The organism is Streptomyces sp. PKA51 (assembly GCF_057552455.1).
This window is the reverse complement of sequence record NZ_BAAJPZ010000029.1, coordinates 1-26,087: the sequence shown is the minus strand read 5'-3', so window position 1 is coordinate 26,087 and position 26,087 is coordinate 1. Positions and strand designations below refer to the sequence as shown.

At 73.9% G+C, this 26,087-nt stretch carries 16 protein-coding genes and 1 pseudogene; 4 read left to right on the top strand and 13 right to left on the bottom strand.

Annotated elements, in window-relative coordinates; genetic code table 11:
• Position 1: 1 nt before the first annotated feature.
• From AC27L3_RS27650 to AC27L3_RS27640, 3 genes are all read right to left on the bottom strand, one after another.
• Positions 2 to 463, bottom strand: coding sequence for a hypothetical protein (locus AC27L3_RS27650; protein ID WP_487236798.1), 462 nt, complete (start codon positions 461 to 463; stop codon positions 2 to 4).
• 89 nt (positions 464 to 552) lie between these two features.
• Positions 553 to 1,986 (bottom strand): outer membrane protein assembly factor BamB family protein, encoded by a 1,434-nt coding sequence (locus AC27L3_RS27645; protein WP_487236797.1) that lies wholly within the window; start codon positions 1,984 to 1,986, stop codon positions 553 to 555.
• Positions 1,901 to 3,151, bottom strand: a complete 1,251-nt coding sequence (locus AC27L3_RS27640) for an outer membrane protein assembly factor BamB family protein (RefSeq protein ID WP_487236796.1) — start codon at positions 3,149 to 3,151, stop codon at positions 1,901 to 1,903. The genes AC27L3_RS27645 and AC27L3_RS27640 overlap by 86 nt, the downstream gene beginning before the upstream one ends.
• A 320-nt stretch (positions 3,152 to 3,471) precedes the next feature.
• Between AC27L3_RS27640 and AC27L3_RS27635 the strand changes: the two genes are divergently transcribed.
• The gene (locus AC27L3_RS27635; protein WP_487236795.1) at positions 3,472 to 3,705 is read left to right on the top strand and encodes a DUF397 domain-containing protein; all 234 of its coding nucleotides are present in this window, start codon (positions 3,472 to 3,474) and stop codon (positions 3,703 to 3,705) included.
• Between the two features lie 16 nt (positions 3,706 to 3,721).
• On the opposite strand, the gene AC27L3_RS27630 is transcribed toward AC27L3_RS27635, so the two are convergent.
• From AC27L3_RS27630 to eccB, 4 genes are all read right to left on the bottom strand, one after another.
• Positions 3,722 to 5,137, bottom strand: coding sequence for an outer membrane protein assembly factor BamB family protein (locus AC27L3_RS27630; protein ID WP_487236794.1), 1,416 nt, complete (start codon positions 5,135 to 5,137; stop codon positions 3,722 to 3,724).
• Positions 5,138 to 5,222: 85 nt separating this feature from the next.
• Positions 5,223 to 6,791, bottom strand: coding sequence for an outer membrane protein assembly factor BamB family protein (locus AC27L3_RS27625; protein WP_487236793.1), 1,569 nt, complete (start codon positions 6,789 to 6,791; stop codon positions 5,223 to 5,225).
• 16 nt (positions 6,792 to 6,807) lie between these two features.
• Positions 6,808 to 8,061, bottom strand: a complete 1,254-nt coding sequence (mycP, locus tag AC27L3_RS27620; RefSeq protein WP_487236792.1) for a type VII secretion-associated serine protease mycosin — start codon at positions 8,059 to 8,061, stop codon at positions 6,808 to 6,810.
• Between the two features lie 9 nt (positions 8,062 to 8,070).
• A complete protein-coding gene (eccB, locus tag AC27L3_RS27615) occupies positions 8,071 to 9,636 on the bottom strand; it encodes a type VII secretion protein EccB (protein WP_487236791.1) in 1,566 nt (521 codons plus the stop codon).
• 305 nt (positions 9,637 to 9,941) lie between these two features.
• Between eccB and eccE the strand changes: the two genes are divergently transcribed.
• The 3 genes from eccE (at position 9,942) to AC27L3_RS27600 (ending at position 15,229) form a co-directional block, all read left to right on the top strand.
• Positions 9,942 to 11,261 carry a type VII secretion protein EccE gene (gene eccE / locus AC27L3_RS27610; protein ID WP_487236790.1) on the top strand — a complete coding sequence of 440 codons (1,320 nt, stop codon included), beginning with the start codon at positions 9,942 to 9,944 and terminating at the stop codon, positions 11,259 to 11,261.
• Entirely contained in the window at positions 11,261 to 12,043 is a 783-nt protein-coding gene (locus AC27L3_RS27605; protein WP_487236789.1) for a hypothetical protein, read from the top strand. The genes eccE and AC27L3_RS27605 overlap by 1 nt, the downstream gene beginning before the upstream one ends.
• Positions 12,044 to 12,331: 288 nt before the next feature.
• Positions 12,332 to 15,229, top strand: coding sequence for an SCO5717 family growth-regulating ATPase (locus AC27L3_RS27600; protein WP_487236788.1), 2,898 nt, complete (start codon positions 12,332 to 12,334; stop codon positions 15,227 to 15,229).
• A gap of 77 nt (positions 15,230 to 15,306) precedes the next feature.
• Here the strand turns inward: AC27L3_RS27600 and AC27L3_RS27595 are convergent, their stop codons facing one another.
• The 6 genes and pseudogenes from AC27L3_RS27595 to infB all read right to left on the bottom strand — a co-directional run.
• Complete coding sequence (locus AC27L3_RS27595; protein WP_487236787.1) at positions 15,307 to 16,272, bottom strand: bifunctional riboflavin kinase/FAD synthetase; 966 nt, start codon at positions 16,270 to 16,272, stop codon at positions 15,307 to 15,309.
• 52 nt (positions 16,273 to 16,324) lie between these two features.
• Positions 16,325 to 21,268 (bottom strand): hypothetical protein, encoded by a 4,944-nt coding sequence (locus tag AC27L3_RS27590; RefSeq protein ID WP_487236786.1) that lies wholly within the window; start codon positions 21,266 to 21,268, stop codon positions 16,325 to 16,327.
• 240 nt (positions 21,269 to 21,508) lie between these two features.
• The gene (gene truB, locus AC27L3_RS27585; RefSeq protein WP_365967499.1) at positions 21,509 to 22,411 is read right to left on the bottom strand and encodes a tRNA pseudouridine(55) synthase TruB; all 903 of its coding nucleotides are present in this window, start codon (positions 22,409 to 22,411) and stop codon (positions 21,509 to 21,511) included.
• The gene (gene rbfA / locus AC27L3_RS27580) at positions 22,408 to 22,854 is read right to left on the bottom strand and encodes a 30S ribosome-binding factor RbfA (RefSeq protein WP_344435988.1); all 447 of its coding nucleotides are present in this window, start codon (positions 22,852 to 22,854) and stop codon (positions 22,408 to 22,410) included. The genes truB and rbfA overlap by 4 nt, the downstream gene beginning before the upstream one ends.
• A gap of 60 nt (positions 22,855 to 22,914) precedes the next feature.
• Positions 22,915 to 23,211: a DUF503 domain-containing protein gene (locus AC27L3_RS27575; protein ID WP_344435987.1), complete on the bottom strand. Its 297-nt coding sequence runs from the start codon at positions 23,209 to 23,211 to the stop codon at positions 22,915 to 22,917.
• 126 nt (positions 23,212 to 23,337) lie between these two features.
• A pseudogene (infB, locus tag AC27L3_RS27570) lies at positions 23,338 to 26,008 on the bottom strand (translation initiation factor IF-2); the annotation flags it as partial.
• Positions 26,009 to 26,087 lie beyond the last annotated feature (79 nt).

Here is a 26,087-nt window from a genome sequence, read left to right as displayed (position 1 = left end):
CCTACAGTCCTGCTCCGGCGGTTCCGCCCTCGCCGGGCGCCGGGGGTGGCGGCGTGCTGCTCTTGCCGGTCAACTGTCGCTCGTACTCCCCTGCCCGCTTCTGGATCGCGCGCATGCGCGCGGCTTCGTCGGCGTCGACGCCGTCGTAGCCGCGTTCGGCGATGACGGCGGCGAGGCCCATGGCCTCGATCTGGTCGCCGAACTGCTTGGAGAGCAGTTCCAGCCGGGCGTGCACCTTGTCGTAGAGCGCGGCCAGTTGCTGTGCCGAGCCGAAGTTCTGGCCGAAAGTCTGCGGAGGGACCTTCTGGTCGCCGATCGTCTTCGGCGAGGCGGAGGATTTCTCCAGCTTGGCCAGTGCCTCGTCGATGCGGTTCTTGAACGTCGTCAGCGTTTCGGCTTCTTTGGCCAGGTAGCCGTTGCCCGAGGGCGTCGAGCCCTGGCCGGCCGAGTCGCGCGTGGTCACCGAATCCTCCCCCATGTGGCGCCGCTTGCTGCGGTGCGGCGCTTACAGCACTTTAGCCACTCGTGTTGCACGGGCCCACCGGGATAGCGTCAACCTGCCATGACGGCAACGACCACGTCCGTGTCCTGGGATTCCAGTGAGCCTTCGTTCACGAGGAGCAGCTGTCCTCCTCGCAGGTGTGCAGTCGTGCTCCTGCCGTGGGCGAGGCGGGACTCCGTCGTGCGCAGGTCGCCGGACAGGTGCGTCGTGTGCGTGGCCTTTCCGTTCGTGGTCGCGACGGTGGCGAGCTCGCCCACCCGCTCGGGTGTGGCGGGGACGTAGACGGTCAGCTTGCCGTCCTGGACCGTCACGGGCAGCGCGGTCCGGTTGGCGTCGGCCTTGTACGTCCAGCGCTCGTGCCCGGTCGTGAGGTCGAATGCCCTGGTCGCTCCCTTGCCCGCGATGTAGACGGTGTCCCCGTCGACGAGGAACTCCGGGCACTTGCTCATGGAGGACGAGCAGGAGTGGCTGTCGTGGTCGCGGCGGAGGGCGATACGGGAGCGTTCCTTGCCGTCCTTGTCGTCCAGGGTCACCACGTGGGTACGGACGCCGAGGCCGTTGCCGACGAGGAGGACGACCGGGCGGGTGGAGAGGATGTCGTAGACCATCTCCCCCTCGTTCCCCTGCCATTTCCACCGGGGGTGGTCGAGTGCTTTGGGGTCGTGGGCGCTGACGGTGGTGCGCCGGTCCGCGCAGTAGCGCCGGGTCACGAACTGGGCGCCACCCGCCGTGCCGACGTCCTCGCACGACGGCTCACGCAGCGATTCGGCCAGCAGCTTCCCGTCCGACAGCTCGAACACCTTGGTCCCCGTGGCCCAGGTGATCAGGCCCCTGCCACCGCTCACCGATACGGTCGGCGCCACCCGCCATTTGTCCCGTCGGAAGTTGTCCATTTCGGGGTCGTCCTGGGTGAAGCGAGCGACGTCACCAACCCACAGCTGTACACCCCGCCGGATGTCGATGGCGGTCACCACGCCGCAGTTGCCGCCGAAGTCGAGCGCCAGGAAGATGCGTCCCTCGTCGCTGTCCCGTGATGCGGAGCACAGTGTGCCGTCCAGCACCATGGACCACTGTCTCTCCCCGGACTTGAGGTCGTACGCCGTCAGCATGTCGGGCTCGGCCTTGACGACCGAAGTCGGTGTGAACCAGGTTCCCGGCGCCCATTGCGCGTTTTTCGACGGTGCCGTCCGGGCTGTCTTCTTCCATGCCTGGGCACCGGCTTTCAGGGATGAGCCGTCCTGGGGGCCGGCGGATTTTGTGCCGGAATCCGGACGGAACCAGATCCAATAGCCGGCACCGCAGGTGAGCAGGAGAACGACGGCGAGCGCGATGCCCCAGGTGCGTCGCGGCAGGTGGCGTGACAACAATGACTCCGTTCGAGCAGGGCTGTGGGGGCGGTCAGTTGAACGACAGCAGGAGGTGGGAAGAGGAAATCCCGAGCCCGGAGGCAATGACGACCCTGCCGTCCTGGAAGTACACCTCACCGAAAAGCGCCGCTTCCCTTTCCTCGCGAGCGCTCTCCGGCGGCAGCCGCTTGACCACGGTGGGAGTTCCGTCCCGTGGTTCGAGCGTCACGAGCCGGCCGCCCTCGTCGCCCTGCGCGTACTGGTAGATCAGGGGCTTGTCACCCAGGAACTGGAGCGGAACACCTACCCGCTTGCCGCCCGCATCGCTTGCCCAGCGCTTCTCCCCGGTGGCCAGGTCGATGGCGATGATCTTGTTGGTGCTCTCTCCGCTCGGACCGCTTGCCGTACCTTCCGTGGAGAGGTAGACGGTGTCCTTGCTGAACACGGCATTCGCCGCGTTGCCGTTACCGGTGAGCGAGATCCGGTTCCGGGTCCGGCCCTCCGGGGTGAGGGTGATCAGGTCGCTCGAGTTGTCGCGTTCATCGGTTTTGGCAACGGCGACGACGACGGGATCCACCGAGGGAATTCCCATCATCTTCAGGCCGTCCGGCACCTTCCAGGTCCAGATGTCCTTGCCGGTACCCGGGTCGATGCGCTGGACGAACATGCGGTCGTGGGGACACTTGATCACCGACAGCAGAGTCGTCCCCTTGGTCGAGTTGCGGTACTCCACGCAGTTGAGGAGCAAATCCTTCTTCGGCTGAGCGAGAACCCTGCCGTCGTCGACTGCGAACGTTGCCGATTCGCTCCACGACAGAACCTTGACGGTGTCGTTGACGAGCACGATCTGCATGTCCGTGTATCCGCCGCCGTACCTGCTGGGCAGTTTCTTGTCCCACTTCGCGCGGCCGCTTCTGAGGTCCACAGCCATCAGATCGGAGCAGCTGGAGCCGTCCTTCGCATAGGCGACGACACCGACGTCCTTCTCGGCCCGGCGGGACGTCGCGCAGAGCGTTCCGGGAATGCGTACATTCCACTGCTGCTTGCCGTGAGCCATGTCGTAGGCCGTGACGTTGCCGGTCCGTGTGCGGATGACATTGCCGTTCGCGAACCAGGTGGTCCACCCCTTGCCCCTGGAGGCGGTCTGGTCGTCCTTGTCCGGGTTGGTGACGAGCCAGTCCAGTTGGGAGTCCATCCGGCCCGTCACCGGCGGCTTCACCGGCGGCTTTCCGCCGCCACCGCCACCGCCGCCCCTTCCCCACAGCCACCAGCCGCCCCCGCCGAGGCCCGCGGCGAGAAGCACCAGGGCCAAGGTGATGAGCAGCGCCTTGCGGCGGCCGGATGTGCCGGGCGTGACGGGTGTGACGGGCGGCGGCGGGGGTGGTGGGGCGGCCGGGCCGAAGGGTGGCGGCGGGGGGCCGAAGCCGTGGGAGGGCTGCGGGGGTATCGGCGGGTGTGAAGGCGGTGGTGGCTGAGTCATAAGGGGACGCCTTTTCGTCCGGGGATGGTGGGGTGCGAAGTGGGAGCCTGGCCGAACTCCCGCGCGGAGTGACCGCGGATTGCTAGCGTCGGCGGCAGTGCCCGTATCCGTACTGTCGGACGACCGGAAGAGGAGCCTGCGCGGTGGCCACGGAAGAAGAGAAGGAAGCGCTGTACGCCATGGACATCTCGGGCGCGGAGTGGATCAGTGCGCCCGGGGACACCTCGGACGAGCGGGTGGAGATCGCGTACCTGGAGGGTGGTGCCGTGGGGATGCGGTCCGCGGCCGATCCGGACACCGTGCTGCGGTACACCGCCAGCGAGTGGGAGGCGTTCGTGCTCGGTGTCCGGGACGGGGAGTTCGACATCGAGGTGTGAGGCCCGGGGCGTCCGCTCACCAGGGAGCGCTGATCGCGAGGACCATGCCTGCCTGTTCGTCGGCGAACTGTCCGTCGTTGACGAGGAGCAGGCGGTCGTCGACCAGGCGGGGGAAGCCGTCGATGCGGCTCATCATGGCCTCGTTCTTGCGGTCCTTGTCCGTGTCGGAGTGCTCGACCGTGCGGACGGCCTTGCCGGTGGCCGTGTCCAGGTAGGCGATGCGCCCGCGGCGTTCGGGAGTGGCGACGGTGTAGGCGGCCAGGCGGCCGCCGTGCACCGCGACCGGGATGGTGTAGCGGTTGGGGTCGGCCTTGTAGGTCCAGCGTTCCTTGCCGGTGGCCAGGTCGTAGGCCATGGTGACGCCCTTGCCGGAGACGTAGAGGGAGTCCTTGTCGGTCAGCGCGCCCGTGCAGCCGGAGTCGGCGAGGAAGCAGGTGCCCAGCTGCCAGAAGCTGTTGTAGGGGACGCGCGTCCTCTCCTTGCCGCTGTCGGGGTCCAGGACGACGAAGTCGTACCGGGCGTCCGGGCCGGCCTTGCCCGGTGCCTGGGCGAGGACGAGCGGGTCGGTGGAGATGATGGACAGGAAGCCGTCGCGGCGCGGGAGCTTGGTCGTCCACTTCGGCTTGTCGAGGTTCTTCGGGTCCAGGGAGCGGATCGTGATCTCGCCGTCGGACTTGAAGTCGCAGTAGGTGATGGCGATCAGGCGTGCGCCGCCGGCGCTGTCGACCATCTCGCACGCCTTGCGCTTGATCGATCCGACGCGCTTGCCGTCGGAGAGGCGGCGGGTCTGTTCGCCGGCGCCCCAGGTGGCGTAGAGGTGGCCGTCATGGACGGCGAGTTCGAGGGCGGCCTTGAGCCACTTGCCGGGCTTGAGGGCCTCCGCCTCGTCCTTGTCGTCGACGAGGAGCTCGTCCCACTTGCGCTTGCCGTCGCGCAGGTCGAAGGCCAGCAGGCGGGCGCAGACGCCCTCGTACTCGACGGAGACGACGGCCGTGCCGCCGTCGGACTCGCGCGACGCCGCGCACAGGGAGCCGGCGAGCAGGAACGACCACTTCTTCTCGCCGGTGCGGATGTCGTACGCGGTGACCATGTCCGGTTCGGCCTTGACCACGAGCGAGTCGGTGAACCAGGTGCCGAGGGCCGAGCGCATGCTCTTCTCGTCCGGCTTGGTGCGGGATGCGGCGGTCCAGACGACGGAGCCTGCCGCGGGGTTCTTGCCGCCGCCGCCCTTGGAGCCGCCGCCCGCGGGTCCGCCGTCGGTGAAGGACCACACCGCCCAGCCGCCCGCCGCGAGGACGACGGCGAGGGCGAGGCCGACGAGTGCCGGCCTCAGCCATGCGCGGCGGCGCCCGGGGGTGCCCGCACCACCGGTGGCGCTGGCGGTGAACTGGGACAGCCTGGGCGGCGTCTGCCCGTACTGGGGTGTGTGCACCGGGCTCCTGCTCCTGGTTTCGTTCTTCTGCGGGTCGGGCTGGTCGGACTGGTCGGACGGTTCGGGCGGTTCGGGCCGGCCGGTGTCAGTGGAAGGACATCATCATCGTCCGGTCGGTCATACCGATCTGCGAGACGACGTAGAAACGGTCGTTGCGGAAGTACACGGTGCCGAGCCGCCCGATCTTGTACTCCTCGTCCGCCGATTCCTGCGGCAGGTTCATGAAGACGGCGGAGCTGCCGTTGGCCGGGTCGAGGGAGAGCAGCTTGCCGGCCTCGTCCTTCGACGCCTCCTGGTAGACCAGCAGCCGTCCGTCGTGCATGGCGACGGGCCGGTAGCGGCGGTTGCCGGCCAGCTCGGTGGTCCAGCGGGGCTTGCCGGTGGCGAGGTCGACGGCGGCGATGGCGTTGGCGTAGACGCCGTCGGTCTCCTTCTTGCCGTTGATGGTGGCGAGGTAGAGGGTGCCGTCGTCGGTGACGGTGCTGCGGCAGGAGTCGAGGAGCCGCGTGCAGTCGCCGAACTCGTACGGCCCGGCGGAGGCGGAGATCAGGCTCTTCAGGCGGCCGTTGTCATCGAGCACGACGACGTCCGTCGGGTCGGTGTCGTCCTTGCGCGCCACGGTGACGACGGGCGGGTCGACGGACAGGACGTTGTGCGCTTCGAGACCGTCGAGGAGCTTCCAGGTCCACTTCTCCTGCCCGGTCTTCGGGTCGACCGACATCACGAAGCTGCGGTCGTACAGGCCGCACTGGGCGACCGTGAGCTGCCGGGCACCGCCGCGGCCGGCGACCGACCCGGCCGCGCGGCAGCCGTAGTCGTGGGGCGTGAGGCGCTCGCCGGTGCGCGCGGTGAACACGCGGGGCTCGACGCCGTCCGCGAGGGTGAGGATGCCCTGGGCGAGGGAGATGTTGGCGGTGCGGTGACTGTCCTTGCGGCCCTTGGAGTCGGTCAGTTCCTTCGTCCACAGCATCCGGCCGTGCTCCAGGTCGACGGCCATGACCATGTCGCAGGCGAACTCCTCCTTGCCGTAGACGACGGCGGCGATGCCGTTCTCCTGCTGCGGGGAGCTGGTGCAGGCGAAGCCGGGGACGGGGAGGGTCCAGCTGGGCTTGCCCGTGGCGATGCTGTACGCGGTGACGGCTCGGCTGCTGCGCATGATCACGTTCTTGTCCGTGAACCACGGCTCCGCCATGTGCTCGGCGCTGCCCTTGTCCGCGTCGGGGACGGGCGCCATCCAGTCCAGCTTGGCGTCGACGGCCTTGGCCGGCGCCTTGGAGGCACGCGCAGGATCGTTTCCGCCGCGGCCCCACAGGAACCAGCCGCCCGTGCCCAGGCCCGCGACGAGCAGCAGGCCGAGACCGATCGCGAGGGCCGTACGCGGGCCTCTCCCGCCCGCCCGCGCCGGGACGACGGCGACCGGCGACGCCGGCTCGGTCGGCGCGGTGGGCGAAACGGGCGGCTGTACGGGCGCCTGTACGGGCGGCGGCACCGGAGCGGCAGGGGAAACCGGCGCGGCAGGGGAGCCCGGTGCGGGCGGCGGCACCGGCCCCGACTGCGGCACCGGTCCCGGCTGCGGGAGCGGCACGAAGGGTTGCGGTGCGGTGCCGAAGCCGGGGCCCGGGTGGCCGTCCTGTGCGCGATGTGGCTGGTTCATGGGTTCCTTCGTGCCTTCATGCGGTTCCGCCGGCGCCGGAGGGCCGGTTGCGGCGGTTGGGGTCCCGGTGGCCCCGGTGGTCGCGTACGACGACGGCCGCGCCCGCGATCACGGCGACGAGCAGGGCGGTGCCGCCCAGGGCGTACGTGGCCAGGCGCACCTGGCGCTCCTGCGGGGTCTCGCCGAGGGCGAGCGGCGCGGGCTGCGGGGCGGCCACGCGGTGGGCCGGTCCTGCGGGGAGGCTGACCCGGTCGAGCGGGCGGTCGTCCTCGGTGAGGGCGCGGACGGGGTCGACGACGCCCCAGCCGATGTAGCGGTCGCGGGTGGTGGAGACGCGTTCGGCGGTCTGCTCGATCTGGGCGACGACCTGGTTCTGCTTCCAGTCGGGGTGCTTGGCCCGGATGAGGGCGGCGACCCCGGTGACGTACGGCGCGGAGAAGCTGGTGCCGTGGTCGACGCAGTGGCCGCCGCCGGGGACGGTGGAGACCATGTCGACGCCGGGCGCGGCGACGCCGATGAAGTCGCCGGACTGGGAGAAGGGGGCGCGTTCGTTGTTGCGGTCGGAGGCGCCGACGGCGAGGACGCCGGGGTAGGCGGCCGGGTACGTGGGCTTGGAGCGGCCGTCGGCGCCGTCGTTGCCGGCCGAGGCGACCACGACGACGTCGTGGGCGAGGGCGTCGGCGACGGCGCGCTCCAGGTCGGAGTCGGGGCGCAGCGGGACGGCGGTGTCCTGGGAGATGTTGATGACGCGGGCGCCGGCGGCGACGGCCTGTTTGATGCCTTCGGCCAAGGTGCGGGAGGTGCCGCTGCCGCGTTCGTCGTTCTGCCGGATGGGGATGACGACGGACTCGGGTGCGATGCCGACGAATCCGCCGGCGGGCGAGGGCCGGGCGGCGATGATGCCGGCGACCTTGGTGCCGTGGCCGACGGGGTCGACGGTGGGGCCCTTGCCGGCGTCGTTCGCGCCGGAGAGCAGGTCGACGCCGCTCTTGGCGTCGACGGCGTCCTTGAGCTGGGGGTTGGTGACGTCGACGCCGGTGTCGATGACGGCGACGCGCACGGGGTGTCCCTGGGGGTCGCGGCCGCGGGTGTCCTGCCAGAGCTGGTCGAGCAGGATGCGCTGCAGGGCCCAGGGCGTGCCCTTGATGGGCTTGGCGGGGTAGGTGCACTCGCCGCTGCCGTCGAGCACGGTGGGTGCTGCGGGGGCTGCGGGGGCGGCGGTGGTCAGGGACGCCAGCAGTGCGGCGGTGAGCAGGGCCGGGGTTCGCATGAAGGCTCCCTACGAACCCTGCGGCTGCTTGGCGCTGTTGGTGTCCAGCCGGGGTCCGGTCGGCAGGAACTGCGACCAGTTGGCCGGTACGGGCACGGGGGCGACGTCCTTGTAGCCGAGGCGGGTACGGGCCTGGTCGGCGTCGGTGGCCCCGGGCCGCGCGGGGTCCGGCGAGGGAGCGTCGCCGATGCGGGAGCGGTCGGTGGCGCTGTCGCCGTTGGACTGGACGGCGTAGCGCAGCCCGGTGTCGGTGACGAGGAAGACCGGGCCGCTGTTGGTCTGGCGGCCGGTGACCTGGCGGTAGAGCAGCCCGGAGCCGGGGGTGACGTAGGCGCTGGTGGCGCCGTCGGGAATGGTGGCGGGGTAGTCCTTGCCGGCCCAGACGCCGAGGTCGGGGTTGCCGCCGGGGTCGAGGCCGCCGAAGAGGCTGCAGACGGTGTCGTTGCCGTCGCCGCCGGCCACGGGGTCGGCGGAGTTGGCGGGGCGGGGCACCTGGGCGGGCCAGTGCATGCCGCCGTAGAACTCCTCGGCGTCGGGGGTGAAGTCGGCGGCGCTGACGCGCTCGGGGGTGCCGGCCTGGCCGAGGGGGGCGAGGGCGCGGCTGCTGAGCAGCAGCTTGGCGGTGAACTCCGAGACGCGGGCGACCTTGCCGGGGAGCACGACGTAGTGCTGGGTGGTGGTGCCGGTGGGCGCCTGGAGGATCATGCCGACGCGGCCCGCCCGGCCCTTGAGCGTGGGGACGCCGGCGGGGTCGCCGACGTTGCCGTGGAGGGTGGGGAAGGTGATGGGCGTGCCCTCGCGGAGGGTGCCGAGCCATTCCTTGGTGACGCGCTGGGGCTGGGCGCCGTCGTTGAAGAGGGCGCGCAGCAGCAGGTTGCGGTCGGCGGCGTCCTGGTTCTGCCAGTCGGGGCCGCCGATGAGGTAGCGGGTGCCCTTGGGGTCGACGAGGTAGCGGGCCTCGTCGGGGCCCTGGACGTACAGCGCCTGGGCGCCGCGCAGCCGTCGGGGGCCGGTGAGCTGCTTGGCCTTGGGGTCGCCGGCGGCGAAGAGGAAGACCGCCTTCTGGGTGGTCCTGCCGCCTCCGCCGGGCTGCTGGCAGACGGCCCACTGCTTGGGCTTGCCGGCCTGCGCGGCGGTGGGCATGCGGTCGGGCGCGTAGGGGATGCCGAGGGTGGGGCCGCGCGGGATGTGGCCGTCGTCGAGCTCGGACTCCCGGACCTTGATCACTCCGCCCTTGCCGGGGTCGAGCAGCAGCCGGGCGGAGGCGAGGTTGAGGACGGGGTGGAGCTGCTTCTTGCCGTCGGTGGTCAGGACGACGTAGCGGGTGGTGGAGTCGCTGCCGACGATGACGTGCGCGGCGACGTCGTCCCAGCCCTTGGGGGCGACGGGCTTGAAGACGCCCCAGGCGCCGAAGCCCGCGACGAGCAGGGCACCGACGACGATGCCGGGCAGGATCGTGCGCAGCGGCCGGGGGGCACCTTCCTCCGAGCCGGTGAGGGAGGGCTGCAGGAAAGCGGCGACCGTCCGTTTTCTCGCGAAGGTGTAGGCGTTGAGTTCGTCCCGCCGTGATGCCATGTGGAGCTGCTTCTCCCCCGGTTTTCCGATGCCGTTTCGTCGTCTTGCCGTCGTTGTCTTTGTTGCTGTCCCGTCGTCGCGAATCCACCGATTTCGCGGGGTTGTTCCGCGGCGCACGTGCTCCGGTCGAGCGCCGTCGCCCGGGCGGGGCCGGTGTCGGACCGAGCCTCTACTATGCCCGTAGGTGATCGCCACGTGTCGCCGGGGGACGGTCCCGGAAAGGGCGGCGACCGGTTTTCCGCCGGTGTGTCCGACCGGTGTGCGTGGAGCTGGATTCGGCGGATTTCGAGGGGGCTTGACGGGTCATGGCAGCCGCGACGCGCGTACGGCCGGAGGGCGGCCCGGGGCCCGGTGCGGGCGTGCCCGCGGCCGGCGCCGTGCAGCCCCGGCCGGCCCCGGGGCGCGGTGCGCTGGGGCCGGTGCGACTGCAGCAGCTGGTGCTGGTGGAGCTGGCGGCGGCCGTGGTGCTGCTGGGCTGGCTCGGCGGCCGGCTGCTGCTGGCGCCGGCGGTGGTCCTGGCCGTGCTGCTGCTCCTGCCGGCCGTCCTGCGACGCGGGCGGCGGCCCGCCGTCGAGTGGCTGATGTCCGTGGTCGCGCTGCGCCGGCGGGCGCGCCGGGCGGCGGCGCAGCCGGTGCCGCCCGGTACGGATCCCCGGCTGGCGCCCCTGGTCGAGTGCGAACCGGCCCTGCGCACCTCCTCCTTCGTCGACCGGACGGAGCGGGAGGTCGGCCTGGTCGGCGACGGCACGTTCCTGACGGCGGTGCTGCGCGTCGACGGCGTCGACCGGCCGCTGCGGGCCGACCGCACGCACAAGGCGCTGCCGCTCGCGCTGTTGCGGGACGCGATGGACGTCGACGGCATCGCGCTGGAGTCCGTGCAGGTGGTGCAGAGCACCCTGCCGGCACCCGCCCCGCACCTGCCCGCCGATTCCCTCGCCGCGCGCAACTACGCGCCGCTGCAACAGCTGACGGGCGCGCCCGCGGTGCGCCAGACATGGGTGGCGCTCAAGCTCGACCCGGAGCTGTGCCGGGAGGCGGTCGAGGCACGCGGGGGCGGTACGACCGGGGCCCGCCGCTGCGTGCTGCGCGCGGCCGACCAGCTGGCGAGCCGGCTGGCGGGAGCCGGGTTCCGGGCCGCCCTGCTGTCCGAGGACGCGCTGACGGCCGCCCTCGCGACGGCTGCCGACCTCAACCCCGCCGCCACCGCCCAGGCGGGCCGTACGGGCACGCCCGCGCGGCGGACGGTGGAGAGCGCACGCGCCTGGCGCTGCGACGACCGCTGGCACACGACGTACTGGCTGGGCCGCTGGCCCCGGCTGGGCGGTGCAGGTGCGAGCGGTGCGGGTGGTGCGAGCCTGCCGCAGTTGGCGGCGCTGCTGATGTCGCTGCCCGCCCTGTCGACGACGCTCAGCCTGACGCTCGGCCGCGGGCGCATGCTGGAGGGGCGGCACACGCCCACCATGACCGGGCATGTCCGGATATGCGGGCGCAGTGCGGACGAGTTGACGGCGGTCCGCCGCGAGTTGGAGCGGGCCGCCCGCGCGGTGAAGGTCGGCCTGGTGCGGCTGGACCACGAGCAGGTGCCGGGCGTCCTCGCCACACTGCCGCTGGGAGGAACACGCTGATGGCCACGACCACGTACACCGGCGCCCCCGCCGCCGGACCGGCGGCCGGGGCGGCCCCGGCACCCGCGGCCCCCGGCCGCCGGGCACGGACCGGCTTCGGGCTGCTCGGGCCCCGGCGCGGCCGGCACGAGCTGGCGGCCGAGGAGTTCGACGCCCTCGCCCTGCCCGTCGGCGACGACGGGATCGTCATCGGCGCCGACGAGCACGGCGCCCCCGCCGTGCTCGGCACCGGCCGCCCCACCCCCTTCGACATCGTCCTCGTCGGCGGCGTCTGGACGGCACAGGTCCTCGCACTGCGCGCGGTCGGCACGGGCGCACGCGTCGCGGTCGAGACCGGGCGCCGGCAGATGTGGACGGCCCTGGCCCAGGCGGCCAACACCGGGCAGCAGGCCATCACCCTCCACGACGTCGGCCGCGTGCCCCCGCAGGGCCCGGCCGTGCACAGCCCCGTCCTCGTCGTGCGCGACTGCGGAGTACGCCCGCCGCGCGGCCGTACGGGCCCGGCACCGTGGCAGTCCGTCCTCACGCTCCTGCCCTACCCCGGCCCCACCGCTCCCCGGCTCACCGCCCGCGCCGACGTCGTCGGCATCCAGCGCGTCTCGCCCGACGAGGCCCGGCGACTGGGGCGGGCCATGAACCTGCCGCCCCACGACGTCGACACGCTCTCCACGCTCCCCGACGGCGTCACCCTCTGGTGCACGCGCACGTCACGCACGTACGTCACGACCCGGCCCACCGAACCGGAGACGGGGCTGCTGGGCGCCGCCCGGCGCATGGACTGACCGACGACACCCAGGTGTCCGGCGGGCCCGCCGGGGAAGCCTTGCCCTGCCGGGGCGTCCCGTGAGGGCGTCCCGCAAGGGGCGGACGGGGAGGCGGGGGCGGGCCTGCCGCACAGATGCGGATGACGATTAGTCTGTATGACCGTACGCACGCACTGGAGGACCCGACGCCGGTCCTGTCATGCGACAGACGGGGAACATCCGGGCGTTCGAGGTCGGCAGTAACGGTCGGCCCGCCAGACGACTCCACACACCCACGGGCGCCGGACCACACCAGTAGGAGGCATTGTGAGCAGCGATCGGGACGAGATCCGCGCGGCCGGAAGGACAGCCGGCGAGGACCGGCCCGACGCCGAACACGAACCCGAACACACGGGCGAGTTCACCATCGACTACACGCCGCCCGCGTGGTACACGCAGAGCACGCCGCCGGCGGCGGGCACCTCTGCGGGCGTCGACACGGGTGCGCCCGCGCCGGCATCGGCGCCGGCGCCGGCCGAGCCCACGCCGGCGTCCGACGGCTGGACGGCGCCCCCGGCGCCGCAGGCGTCGCTGCCGCCCCTTCCTCCGAACTTCCCGCCCGCCGCCGCCCCGGCGCCCGCCTGGCCCCCGCCGCCGAGCCCGGAGGGCGCTGCGCCGTCCGGCGGCGCGGCTGCCGGTTCGCCGTTCGGCGGTACGCCGGACGCCGGCGCCCCGAGTGAGGCCGCTGCGGCCGGCTCCCAGGCCGGCAATGCGCCGAGCGCCACTGCCCCGGCGGCCGGTGCAGCGAGCGAAGCCGCTGCGGCGGGCCACCAGTTCGGCGGCGCGCCGACGGCCGACGCCGCCGCGGCAGGGCCGCAGGGCAGCGCGCCCACCGGCACCCCGGCAAACGCGGCCCCTACGGCGGGTGCCGCTGCGCCGAGCGGCCAGTTCGGCGCTACGCCGACGGCGGATGCCGGTACGGCAGGGCCGCAGAGCGGCACACCCACCGGCGGCCCGGCAGACGCAGCCCCTGCGGCGGGCACCGCCGCACCGGGCGGCCAGTTCGGCAGTACGCCGACGGCGGATGCCGGTACGGCAGGGCCGCAGGGCAGCGCGCCCACCGGCACCCCGGCAAACGCGGCCCCCGCGTCGGCTACCGCCGCACCGGGCGGCCAGTTCGGCGGTACGCCGGCGGCGGATGCCGCGGGCGCGGCCGCTGCCCCGGCAAGCGAGGTCGGGACGGCCACCCCTGGGTTCGGCGGTGCCGCGGGCGAAGCCGCTCAGAGTGCCCCTCAGTTCGGCGGTACGCCGGCGTCCGGCGCACCGGATGCGAACGCCGGCACCCCGGTCGAAGCCGCACCGAGCAGCCCTGCGTTCGGTGGCGCCCCGGCGGGCACGGCACCGGATGCGAACGTCGGCACCCCGGCTGAAGCCGCTCCGACCGGTACCCCGTTGGGCGGTGCGCCCGGCGCCGCCGCCCCGGGTCCCGGCGTGCCCGGCGAAGCCGCTCCCGGCAACCCCCCGTTCGGCAGCGCTCCCGGTGCCGAGCCGAGCGCCCCCCACTTCGGTGGTACGCCGGCGGCCGGCGCGCCGGGCGCAAGCGCCCCCGCCGGCACTCCGGGCGAAGCCGCTCCCGGCAGCCCTGCGTTCGGTGGCGCCCCCGCCGCCCCGGCTCCCGCCACCCCGCAATTCGGCGCCGCGCCGGCGGCCCCCGCCCCGGGCGCCGGTGGTGACTGGCATCTGCCCGCCGCGGCCGCCCCGGCCGCCCCGGCGGTGCCCGAGGCCCCTGCCCCGCAGGGTGGGTACGGCTACCCGGGTCCCGGCGCGCCCGGCGCCCCCTCGCCGTACGCCGGTTACGGGACGCCCGCCCCGGCCCCCGCCCCCGGCGGCTACGGATATCCGCAGGCGTCCGGCGGCTACGGGTACCCCAACGTCCCCGGCCAGCCGGGCCCGTACCCGGGCCAGCAGCCCGTACCGCCCGCCCCCGACGGGCAACCGCAGCCGCAGGCCGAGGCACCGGCCGATCCGCGGGCCGGCGGCGGGTGGCCGACGGTGACGCCGGAGCAGCGGCAGCGGTCCGTGCACGGTGCCCCGCTCGGGTTCACCGCGGCCGTGGAGCTGTCCTCGGAGCGGCTGCTGAAGAGCAAGCCGAAGCCGAAGAAGCAGAGTCCGGCGGCCCGGTTCAAGTTCGGCGGCAAGAAGGAGGAGGCGGAGCGGCAGCGGAAGCTGGAGTTGATCCGCACGCCGGTCCTGTCCTGCTACCGCATCGCGGTCATCAGCCTCAAGGGCGGCGTCGGCAAGACGACGACGACCACGGCCCTGGGGGCGACGCTGGCGACCGAGCGTCAGGACAAGATCCTCGCGATCGACGCCAACCCGGACGCCGGTACGCTCGGCCGCCGGGTGCGCCGGGAGACGGGGGCGACGATCCGTGACCTCGTGCAGGCCATCCCGCACCTCAACAGCTACATGGACATCCGCCGTTACACCTCGCAGGCGCCCTCCGGACTGGAGATCATCGCCAACGACGTGGACCCGGCGGTTTCCACGACCTTCAACGACGAGGACTACCGGCGCGCCATAGACGTGCTGGGCAAGCAGTACCCGATCATCCTCACCGACTCGGGCACCGGCCTGCTCTACAGCGCGATGCGCGGGGTCCTCGACCTCGCCGACCAGCTGATCATCATCTCGACGCCGTCCGTGGACGGCGCGAGCAGCGCCAGCACCACGCTGGACTGGCTCGGCGCGCACGGCTACGGCGATCTGGTCTCGCGCAGCATCACCGTCATCTCCGGTGTCCGCGAGACCGGCAAGATGATCAAGGTCGAGGACATCGTGTCGCACTTCGAGACCCGCTGCCGCGGCGTCGTCGTGGTGCCCTTCGACGAGCACCTGGCCGCGGGCGCCGAGGTCGACCTGGAGATGATGCGCCCCAAGACGCGCGAGGCGTACTTCAACCTCTCCGCCATGGTCGCCGAGGACTTCGTGCGCGCCCAGCAGCAACAGGGCCTGTACGCCGCGCCGCACCACCAGGCGCCGCCGGTGCCGGGTGCGTACGCGCCCGAGGCGGGCCAGCCGGTGCCGGGGCAGCCGATGCCCGGCATGCAGCCCGGGATGCCGGGTGCCCCGGGTGCGTACAACCCGTACGGTCAGCCGCAGCCCGGCGCGTACCCGCCCCCGCCGCAGGACGGCGGTGGCTGGGCGATCCCGCCCCAGCAGTGACACCCCAGCAGTGACACAGGAGAAGGCCCCGGGCACTCGTCGAGCGCCCGGGGCCTTCCCCGCGGATGAGGGGTGCCTCAGCCGGTGACGGCCGCCGCCTCGTGGGCCGCGACGAGGTCGCGCGCCCGCTTCACGTCGTCGGCCATGCAGGCCAGCAGCGCCTCGATGGACTCGAACTTCTGCATCCCCCGCAGGTAGGCGAGGAAGTCCACGGCGGCGTGCAGCCCGTACAGCTCCAGGCCGACGCGGTCGATGGCGTACGCCTCGACGGTGCGCTCGGTCGCGTCGAACTGCACGTTCGTGCCGACGGAGATCGCCGCCGGCATGGCCTCGCCCCCGACGGTCAGCCAGCCCGCGTACACCCCGTCCGCCGGGATCGCCGTGTGCGGCAGCGTCTCGACGTTGGCCGTCGGGAAGCCGAGCTCGCGGCCGCGCTGCGCACCGCGCACGACGACGCCCTCCACACGGTGCGGGCGGCCGAGGATCTCCATGGCCCCGGTCACGTCGCCGTCGGCGACCAGACGCCGCACCAGCGTCGAGGAGAACGGCAGCCCGCCGCCCGCCTCGCCCGAGACGAACAGGTCGACGACCTCGACACCGAAGTCGTACGTGCCGCCCAGCTCGCGCAGGAAGGCGACGTCACCGGCGGCACGGTGGCCGAAGCGGAAGTTGGGGCCCTCCACGACGTGCTGCGCGTGCAGCTTGTCGACGAGCACCTTCACCACGAAGTCGGCCGGCGAGAGCTGGGAGAAGCCGGTGGTGAACGGCAGCACCAGCACCGCGTCCACGCCCAGCTCGGCCATCAGCTCCGCACGCCGCGGGTGCGGCGCCAGCAGCGGCGGGTGGCTGCCCGGGCGCACCACCTCGCTGGGGTGCGGGTCGAAGGTGACCACGACCGAGGGGACACCGAGCTCCCGGGCCCGCTCCACGGCCCGGCCGATGATCAGCTGATGCCCCCGGTGCACGCCGTCGTACGAGCCGATGGTGACGACGCTGCGCCCCCAGTCCTGGGGGATGTCCTCCAAGCCACGCCAGCGCTGCACTGTGCCCGCTCCTCGCCCGAACCCGAACCTTTGTCTGTCTGATGACGCAGGTCTAAGAGTGCCATGCCGGTTCGCGGCCTCCCGCATCGGCCGGGGCACCGGCCTTCGCGTGCGCCGGGTCCGCGCCGTCCCGCGCGTCCCCCGAGCCCCCTTCGCCTCCCTTCTCACGGCCGGCGGTCAGCCGGATGCGGGCACTCGGACCGACGACCACGGCCCACTGGGCCGGGGCGGACTTCAGCCACCCGCGGACCTGATCGCCGAAGGCGGGAATCTCGCGGGCCAGCTGGATCAGGCGCCGGTCGAAGAAGGCGGCGCCCTCCGGAGTGCGGGCCATCAGCAGGCCCGTGCGGTGGACGAGATCACGCGTACGGGCCTCGGTGCGCTCGGCGGCGCCCGCCGCCACGGCGCGCAGCAGCGCGTCCAGAACGGTCACCTCCCGCTCGTACGGGCCGTACGGCCCGTACTCCTCGCGCTCCATCAGCACCTCCAGCAGCTCCTGGCGCAACGGCCGGGAGACGGGCGTGCCGGGATCCGCCAGGACGGGCGCCAACGCCCGGCGCACCGGTGGGGTGCCGGACTGCAACAGGGCCGCGACCAGCGGAAAGAGGACGGCCCGAGCCCCGGGCCCGTGCTCCAGGCGGCGGTCGACGAACGCCGCGGCGTTCTCGGCGCCCTCCGGGCGGTGCTCGACGTGCTCCCGCACGAGGGCCGCGACCCGGCGGGCGAGCACCGGCTCCCGCACCTCGGCGAGGGTGCGCAGCACCTCGCCCGGCCCCTCCCCCGGCTCGTGCAGCCGGGCCCGGAAGGCGTCGAGCACGGCATCCGCATGACTGGCCAGGGCCGGGGCCAGCACGGCCGACGGCAGATGCGGGTCGCCCTGCGAGAAGCGGGCGAGAGCCTGCGGCAGGTACTTGCCGCGGGTCTCGGGATCCCGGACCAGCAGGGCCAGCGCCGTGCCGTGCAGGGCACCCTCGGCGGGGCGCGCGAGCAGAGCGAGCGCGGAGAAGCGCAGCAGCTCGCGATCGGCGGCCGTGACCACGTGCGGGGCCGTCTTCAGCCCGTAGGCGGCCGCCGCCACGTGGCGCTCCACACGGTCGTCGTGGGCCCAGCGGTCGACGGCCCGGCACAACGCGGACGGCTCGTCCTCGGCGAGCGCGGCCAGCAGCTCGTCGGCGCGCGGATGACCGGCGTCCACGAGCGCCTCGGCGAGATCGTCGATGGCCCGCCGGCGGTGGGTGTGCAGCAGGGCCTGCGCGGCCGTGGCGACCGTCGGGCGCATGCCGTCGCCGTCCGGCGGCACCTGCAGGAAGCGGTTGTCCCCGAACCAGCGGCACAGCAGCGGCTGCGCACCGTACGGGTCGTCGATCAGCAGCGCCGCCACGGCGGTCAGGAAGCGGTCGGCCGCGTGGACGGCGGCGGCACTGCCGCCCTCCGCCCCGGCATCGGGCTCGTCGTGCTCCTGCGGCCCGGGCGGCAACTCGTCCTCGTCGGGCCCGGCGAACCCGTGCGGATCGCTGGGCGCGTGCGGCTCGTAGCCCTCGGGCCGGGCCGAACTGTACGAGACCCCCGGCCCCCGGCGCCCCACGACAGGCGGCCGCCGCGCCCCGGCATCCTGCCGCCCGGACGCACCGGCGGCGCCCTCGGCATCCTGCCGCCCGGACGCACCGGCGGTGCCCTGGACCCGGCCGCCCCGGCCACCGGTTGCTGCGGGGGCGCCCTCGGCCCGGCCGTCGCTGCCAGCCGCTCCCGGGCGGCCGGCAGCCCGGCCGTCCCGGCTGCCGAACCACCCCACGTCACCCTCGGCACCGGCACCCCGCCCGGCGGGCGCCCCGGGCTCGCCCTGGGCATCGGGGCCCTGCCCAGCGGACGGGCCGGCGGCGCCCTGAGCCCGGCCGGCCCGGACACCGGTCGCTCCGAGGACGCCCTCAGCCCGGCCGTCCCGGCTCCCGGTCGTTCCAGAGGCCCCCTCGGCCCGGCCGTCCCGGGCACCGAACCACCCGAGGTCACCCTCGGCACCGGGACCCCGCCCCGCGGGCGCGCCGGGCTCGCCCTGGGGCTCCGCAGCCCGGCCGACGGTCGCTGCGTCGTCACTCTCGGCCCGCCCGTCCCGTCGGCCGAACCATCCGAGGTCGGCACCGGCCGTGCCGGGCCCGTCCGGGGCCTCCGCAGCCCGCCCACCGGGGGCGCCCGTGGCGTCCTGGACCCGGCCGCCCCGGCCATCGGCCGCTGCCGGAGCGCCCTCGATCCGGTCGCCCCGGCCATCGGACGTGTCGGGTCCGCTCTCGGCGCGGCCGGGCGCGGCGGTGGTGTCCTCGGGGCTTCTGGTCCACGGTTCGCCGACTTCGGCGTCCGCACCGCCGCGCGCCTCCGCCCCGCCGTCCCGGACGGGGCGGGCCCCGTCCGTGCCGGCCCGCTGCCCCGGCACGCCGGGGCCGCGGCGGTCCCCCGCGCCGGCTCCGGCCGGGGGCTCGGCGTCCGCCGCGTCCAGTTCCGCGCGGCGCGGCGGGGGCAGGGAGCCGGGGGGTGGGGCGTCGGCGGGGAGGAGGATGCGCAGGAGTTCCAGGCGGTCGGCCAGGGCGAGCGGGAGGCGCAGCCAGAACCAGGGGCCGAATTCCGCCAGGCCGCCGAGCGTGGCCGCGGCCTCGCTGTCGAAGCCGCCGACGGCGACGGAGCGGGCGGTGGTGCGCTCGGCGAGGAGGCGCAGCACGCCGAGGTAGGGGGTGGCGTCGGGCACCCGCAGAAGGGTTTCGCCGAGCAGGTGGGCGGCCCACCAGGAGGGGTCGCCGAGGCGGCGGCCGGCGCCCTCCTCCTTGGCCTCGGCGTCGGCGGTGCGCTGGGAGAGGGTTTCGACGGCGTGGACGAGGGCGCTCAGGCGCCGGGAGAGCTCGGTGGGGCCGGAGCGGCGTGCCAGCAGGAGCATCGACTGGAGGACGGGGCCGATGCGGTGGCGGGGCACGGGGAGCGGGCGGGGTTCGGCGGGGGCGGCGCCGCGCTTGCGGCGGTTCTTGCCGGCGGCGGCGCGGGCCGCGGCCTTGCCGGAGCCGGGTGGGGGCGGGACGTGGCCGCCGGGGGCGGGCATGGGGCCGGCGCCGGCGCGGGAGGGCAGGCGGACGGCGGCTTCGGCGGGCGGGCCCTCTGGCTCGTACCAGCGGTGGACGAGGGCGTGGAGGGCGGCGTCGAGGTCGAGGTGGGTGCCCTGCAGCCAGTCGGCGAACTCCTCGTGCGCGAAGCGGTAGCCGGTGCCGGCGGGGACGAGCAGACCTTCGGTCAGGACGGCCGAGGCCCAGCCGGTGCGCCAGGGGAACAGCTCCTCGAAGGCTTCGCGTTCGAGCTCGCCCTGGCCGGGCCCGAGGCAGCGGCGGGCGGCCTCGTGGACCTGGCCGGCGACGCGGGCGGCCAGCCGCCGCACCGCCGGGCCGCGCAGCTGGGGGCGGCGGGCGGCGGCCAGGCGCACGGCGATGCGCAGGCAGACGAGGTCGAGGTAGGCGGAGAAGACCTCCCAGCGGTCGGGGGCCGCCTCCCCGGTGCCGCCGGTGCCCTCGGTGCCGTCGGGGAGGGCGGCGCGGACCTCGGCGAGGAGCCGGAGGGCGAGGGGGTGGGCGGCGTCGTCGGGGGCGATGGCGTCGGGCGGGATGCCGTAGGAGGCGCGCACCTCGGCGGCCTGGCCGGGGGCGAGGCGGGGCAGCCGGGAGCAGGGCGGCAGGGCGCGGGGCCCGGCGGGCGGCGGGGCGCAGGGGCCGCCGGCCCGGTGCAGGGTGCCCTCGGGGAAGAGGGTGCCGGCAATCTCCCAGTGCTCGGGGCGGCAGGCGACGATGAGGCGGGTGGCGGTGCGCCGCAGCCAGTGCACGGTGGCGGAGGTCCAGGCGGGCAGCGCGTGGGCGAGGACGGGCGGCATCTCCTCGGGCCCGTCGAGGAGGACGAGCAGGGGCCGGCCCATGCTGCGGGCGAGCTCGGCGGTGGCCTCGGGGGTGGCGGTCGAGGTGTCGCCGAAGGTGCCGCCGGGGCCGGCGGAGGCGGTGACGATGCGGCCGGCGGCGGCGAGGGCGCGGGCGAGGGCGTCGCGCAGGCTCTCGTCGCCGGCGCGCAGGTCGGCGCCGCGCAGCCAGATGGTGGGTGCGGGCTCGGCGCCGCGGGCGCGGCGGGCGGCGAGGGCGCCGAGCTCGGTGGTGCGGCCGGTGCCGGGGTCGCCGACCAGGCCGAGGACGAGGGCGCCGTCCCCGGCCTCGCCGGGCGGGCCGTCGAGGAAGCGGGCGAATTCGCGCTCGATCTCGGGCCGCTCGACGGGGTCGCGCCAGACGCGGGGGGTGACGACGGAGCCGAGGGCGGTGGCGGTGAGCTGCAGGGCGCCGGCGAGGTTGAGGTCGGGGCCGAAGGCGGGGACGGTGGCGGAGTTGCGGTGGAGCAGCTCGGCGAGGGGCCCGCCGGGGGCGGCGAGGGCGGCGGCGCGCAGGGGGATGGCGAAGCCGGCGGCGCGCCGGTCGGCCTGCAGGGCGGTGCCGAGGACGGCGAGGACGGCGCCGGTGCCGGCGTCGAAGACGGGGCCGCCGGTGGCCTCCTCGCCGAGGCGCAGGGCCGAGCGTCCGGAGAGGGACAGTTCGAGCGCGGTGCCGAGGAGGTGGAAGCGGTCGGTGGCGGTGTAGGTGACGGGGACGTCGCCGATGATGCGGCCGCTGTGCCAGCGGCCGGCGCGCAGCCGTACGTCCTTGCCGCTCTCGATGCGCTCGGCGGCGGCGACGGGCAGCGGGGGGACGGTCAGGCCCTCGGTGCGCACGAGGGCGAGGTCGTACTCGGGGAGGGCGACGACGCTGTCGGCGCCGACGACGCAGGTCAGCTCGCCGGGGGCGTGCAGGACCAGGCGTGCGAGGCCGTCGACCGCCTCGTGGCTGGTGATGAGGGTGCCGCAGTCGTCCGCGAGAAATCCGGTGCCTCGCGCCCTTCCCGCGAGGTCCGTGATGCGTACCAGCGACTCCTCGGCATCGGTCCGCCGACCGTTCATCCGTCGAACCTCCCCGCCGTGCTCGTACACACGACGGTAGGCAGCGGATGATCGGCGAAACCAGGTCTCACGCCGAACGCGCCCCCTTCCACCCCCCTGGTTCACTCCGAGCGCCTGCCCGTTGGGGTGAATCATCCGTCCCGGATGGATAGAGACCAGTGGGAGGGGGATCGTGGGGCGGGAGGGCGTGCACACGCCGCCCGCCCCACGGTGGTGCCCGCGGGGAGCGGGCGGGGTGCGTCAGCCGAAGACGGCCAGGCTCTTGGCGCGGCCGCCCTGGTTCTCCAGGAGCACCAGGAAGCGGCCGTCGGGGCCGAAGGCCGCGATCGGGCCGGTGGTGTCGAACGGCGGCACCTTGATGCGCACGCCGTTGCCCAGCAGGCGGGCCTGCTCGGCGGTGACGTCCCAGCGCCGGAAGGCGGCGCCGACGGCCTGCTCGACGGGCATCACGGTCAGCTCCTCCTGGAGCTGGTCGAGCGTGCGGGCCTCGGCGATGCCGTAGGGGCCGACGCGGGTGCGCCGCAGGGCCGTCAGGTGGCCGCCGACGCCCGTGTCGGCGCCCAGGTCGCGGGCGAGGGCCCGCACATAGGTGCCGGACGAGCAGACGACGGAGACGAGCACGTCCTGCACGGGCGTGCCGTCGGCCGCCTCGGCGGGGTGCACGGCGTGCACGGTGAAGGAGGAGACCGTCACCGGGCGGGCGGGGATCTCGAAGTCCTCGCCCTCGCGCGCCCGCTTGTAGGAGCGCTTGCCGTCGATCTTGATGGCGCTGACCTTGGAGGGCACCTGCATGATGTCCCCGGTCAGCTTGGCGACCCCGGCGTCGATGGCCTCGCGGGTGACCGCGGAGGCGTCCCGGGACGAGGTGATCTCGCCCTCGGCGTCGTCGGTGATCGTGTCCTGGCCGAGCCGGATGGTGGCCACGTACTCCTTCTCGGTCAGCGCGAGGTGACCGAGGAGCTTGGTGGCCCGCTCGACGCCGAGGACGAGCACACCGGTCGCCATCGGGTCGAGCGTCCCCGCGTGGCCGATGCGCCGGGTGCGGGCGATGCCCCGCATCTTGGCGACGACGTCGTGCGAGGTGAAGCCGGCCGGCTTGTCGACGATGACCAGGCCGTCCGGGCCGTCGTACTTCTGCTTCATTCGGCGGTCGCGTCCCCGTTGTCACCCGGCTTGCGGTAGGGGTCGGCCTCGCCGGCGTAGTCCGCGCCGGAGGACGCCTGGCGGACCTGGGCGTCGGAGGCCCGTGCCCGGTCCAGGAGGTCCTCGATGGTGCGGGCGGTGTCCGGCAGGGCGTCCGCCACGAAGGTCAGCGTCGGCGTGAACTTGGTGCCCGCCGCCTTGCCGACCTCCGAGCGCAGGATGCCCTTGGCGCTCTCCAGGCCGGCCGCGGCGCTGGCGCGCTCCTCGTCGTCGCCGTAGACCGTGTAGAAGACCGTAGCCTCCCGCAGGTCGCCGGTGACTCGCGTGTCCGTGATGGTCACGTGCGAGCCGAGCCGCGGGTCCTTGATTCCGCGCTGCAGCTTCTGGGCGATCACCTCGCGGATGAGGTCCGCCAGCCTTTTCGCCCGCGCGTTGTCGGCCACTGGTCCGTCTCCTTCTCGTCTTTCCAGCAATGTGCTCTGGGGGCGGCCACGACGGCCGGTTCAGTCGTCGTGGTCGCCGTGGAACCGCCGCCGTACCGACAGCAGCTCCACTTCGGGCCGTGCGGCGACCAGGCGCTCGCAGCGGTCCAGGATGTCCGTGAGGTGCCCCGCGTCCCCGGAGACCGCCGCCACTGCAATGGTGGCGCGGCGGTACAGGTCCTGCTCGCCGGTCTCGGCCACGCTGACCGCGTATTTGCGGTGCAGCTCGGCGACGATCGGGCGGACGACGGAGCGCTTCTCCTTCAGCGACCGGACGTCGCCGAGGAGCAGGTCGAAGGACAGTGTCCCTACATACATGTGTGACGGGTGAAGCCCACCCGGGAGGCGTGAGGTGCAGGTCCGCTTGAAACCGTACACGCAACGGCCGGGGCCGATCGACGGAAATATGATCCCGCCGACCGGCCCCGGCTGCAGCTACGCGGATCAGCCGCGCGGCTTCTCGCGCATCTCGTACGTCGCGATGACGTCGTCGACCTTGATGTCGTTGAAGTTTCCGAGGTTGATACCACCCTCGAAGCCCTCGCGGATCTCGGTGACGTCGTCCTTGAAGCGACGCAGACCGACGATGGTGAGGTCCTCGGCGACGACCTTGCCGTCGCGGATGAGGCGCGCCTTGGTGTTGCGCTTGACCTCGCCGGAGCGGATGAGGACACCCGCGATGTTGCCCAGCTTGGACGAGCGGAAGATCTCGCGGATCTCCGCCGTACCGAGCTCGACCTCTTCGTACTCCGGCTTCAGCATGCCCTTCAGGGCCGCCTCGATCTCCTCGATCGCCTGGTAGATGACCGAGTAGTACCGGACGTCGACGCCCTCGCGCTCGGCCATCTGCGTGGCACGGCCCTCGGCGCGGACGTTGAAGCCGATGACGATCGCGTCGGAGCCGGACGCCAGGTTGATGTCGGACTCGGTGACCGCACCCACGCCGCGGTGCAGCACGCGGATGTCGACCTCCTCGCCCACATCGAGCTGGAGCAGCGAGGACTCGAGAGCCTCGACCGAACCGGACGCGTCGCCCTTGATGATGAGGTTGAGCTGCTGGATCTCGCCGGCCTTGAGCACCTTGTCGAGGTCCTCGAGGGACACCCGGCGGGTGCGCTTGGCGAAGGCGGCGTTGCGCTCGCGCGCAGCGCGCTTCTCGGCGATCTGGCGGGCCGTGCGGTCCTCGTCGACGACGAGGAAGTTGTCGCCGGCGCCCGGGACGTTGGTCAGACCGAGGACGAGGACCGGGGTCGAGGGACCCGCCTCCTCCACGTTCTGGCCCTTGTCGTCGAGCATCGCGCGGACACGGCCGTAGGCGTCACCGGCGACCATCGTGTCGCCGACGCGGAGGGTACCGCGCTGGACGAGGACGGTGGCCACGGCGCCGCGACCGCGGTCGAGGTGGGCCTCGATCGCGATGCCCTGCGCGTCCTGCTCCGCGTTGGCGCGCAGGTCGAGCGCGGCGTCGGCGGTCAGGACGACGGCCTCGAGCAGCTTGTCGATGTTCAGACCCTGCTTGGCGGAGATGTCGACGAACATCGTGTCGCCGCCGTACTCCTCGGCCACCAGACCGAACTCGGTCAGCTGACCGCGGACCTTGGTCGGGTCGGCACCCTCGACGTCGATCTTGTTGACCGCGACCACGATCGGCACGTCGGCCGCCTTGGCGTGGTTCAGGGCCTCGATCGTCTGCGGCATGACACCGTCGTTGGCCGCCACCACGAGGATCGCGATGTCGGTCGACTTGGCACCACGGGCACGCATGGCGGTGAACGCCTCGTGACCCGGGGTGTCGATGAAGGTGATCTTGCGCTCTTCGTCGTTGACCTCGGTCGCGACCTGGTAGGCACCGATGTGCTGGGTGATGCCACCGGCCTCGCCCGCGACCACGTTGGTCTTGCGGATCGCGTCGAGGAGTCGCGTCTTACCGTGGTCGACGTGACCCATGACGGTCACGACCGGCGGACGCGCGACGAGCATCTCCTCGCCGCCCTCGTTCTCACCGAACTCGATGTCGAACGACTCGAGGAGCTCGCGGTCCTCCTCCTCCGGGCTGACGATCTGAACCTGGTAGTTCATCTCGTCGCCGAGGAGCTGCAGCGTCTCGTCGGAGACGGACTGCGTGGCCGTGACCATCTCGCCGAGGTTCATCATCACGGCGACGAGCGACGCCGGGTTGGCGCCGATCTTCTCCGCGAAGTCGGTGAGGGAGGCACCACGCGACAGGCGAATGGTGTCGCCGTTGCCGCGCGGCAGCATCACGCCGCCCACCGACGGGGCCTGCATGGCCTCGTACTCCTGGCGACGCTGACGCTTGGACTTGCGGCCACGACGGGCCGGACCACCGGGACGGCCGAAGGCGCCCTGCGTGCCACCACGGGCACCCGGACCACCGGGACGACCGCCGAAGCCGCCGGGACGACCGCCGCCGAAGCCGCCGCCACCACCGGGGCCACCGCCACCGGGACGGCCGGCGAAGCCGCCGCCGCCACCCGGACGACCGCCGCCGCCCGGACCGGCCGGACGACCGGCGAAGCCGGGACGACCGGCACCGCCACCGGGACGACCCGCGCCGCCACCGGGACGACCGGCGCCACCGGGGCCCGGACGCGGGCCGGCGGCCGGACGCTGCGGCATCATGCCCGGGTTCGGGCGGTTGCCGGCGGGGCCGGGACGCGGAGCGCCGCCCGGAGCCTGCGGACGGGGCATCGCACCGGGGGTCGGACGGGGACCGGCGCCCTGCGGACGCGGGCCACCGGGGCCGCCCTGCGGGCGGGGACCGGCGGGGCCGGGCTGGCCGGGGCGGGGCGCGCCACCGGGACGCGGGGCCTGCGGCCGGGCCATGCCGGTGGAGCCACCGGAGGTGAAGGGGTTGTTGCCCGGGCGGGGACCGGCCGGACGGGCGCCGGGGCGCGGGGCACCCTGGCCACCGGGGCGCGGACCGGCCGGACGGCCGCCCTCACGCTGACCGGACGGGCCCGGACGGGCGCCGGGGCGCGGCGCGGGGGCGCCGGCGGGCTTCGGCGCGGCCTGGAGACGTACCTGTCGTACCGCATCGGCCTGCGCACCTTCTCCGCCGCCGAGTCCCGTACGGCACTGGGGGTGCCGGACGCGTACCACCTGCCGACCGTGCCCGGCTCGGGCTACCTGAAGGTCGGCACCGACGAGATGACGCGGTTCAAGGCCGCCTACGT

Bases quoted from the DNA above. Each gene is read 5' to 3' on its own strand.
- AC27L3_RS27625 (WP_487236793.1), bottom strand. From the start codon at position 6,791: ATGAACCAGCCACATCGCGCACAGGACGGCCACCCGGGCCCCGGCTTC.
- mycP (WP_487236792.1), bottom strand. From the start codon at position 8,061: ATGCGAACCCCGGCCCTGCTCACCGCCGCACTGCTGGCGTCCCTGACC.
- eccB (WP_487236791.1), bottom strand. From the start codon at position 9,636: ATGGCATCACGGCGGGACGAACTCAACGCCTACACCTTCGCGAGAAAA.
- eccE (WP_487236790.1), top strand. From the start codon at position 9,942: ATGGCAGCCGCGACGCGCGTACGGCCGGAGGGCGGCCCGGGGCCCGGT.
- AC27L3_RS27605 (WP_487236789.1), top strand. From the start codon at position 11,261: ATGGCCACGACCACGTACACCGGCGCCCCCGCCGCCGGACCGGCGGCC.
- AC27L3_RS27590 (WP_487236786.1), bottom strand. From the start codon at position 21,268: ATGAACGGTCGGCGGACCGATGCCGAGGAGTCGCTGGTACGCATCACG.
- truB (WP_365967499.1), bottom strand. From the start codon at position 22,411: ATGAAGCAGAAGTACGACGGCCCGGACGGCCTGGTCATCGTCGACAAG.
- AC27L3_RS27575 (WP_344435987.1), bottom strand. From the start codon at position 23,211: ATGTATGTAGGGACACTGTCCTTCGACCTGCTCCTCGGCGACGTCCGG.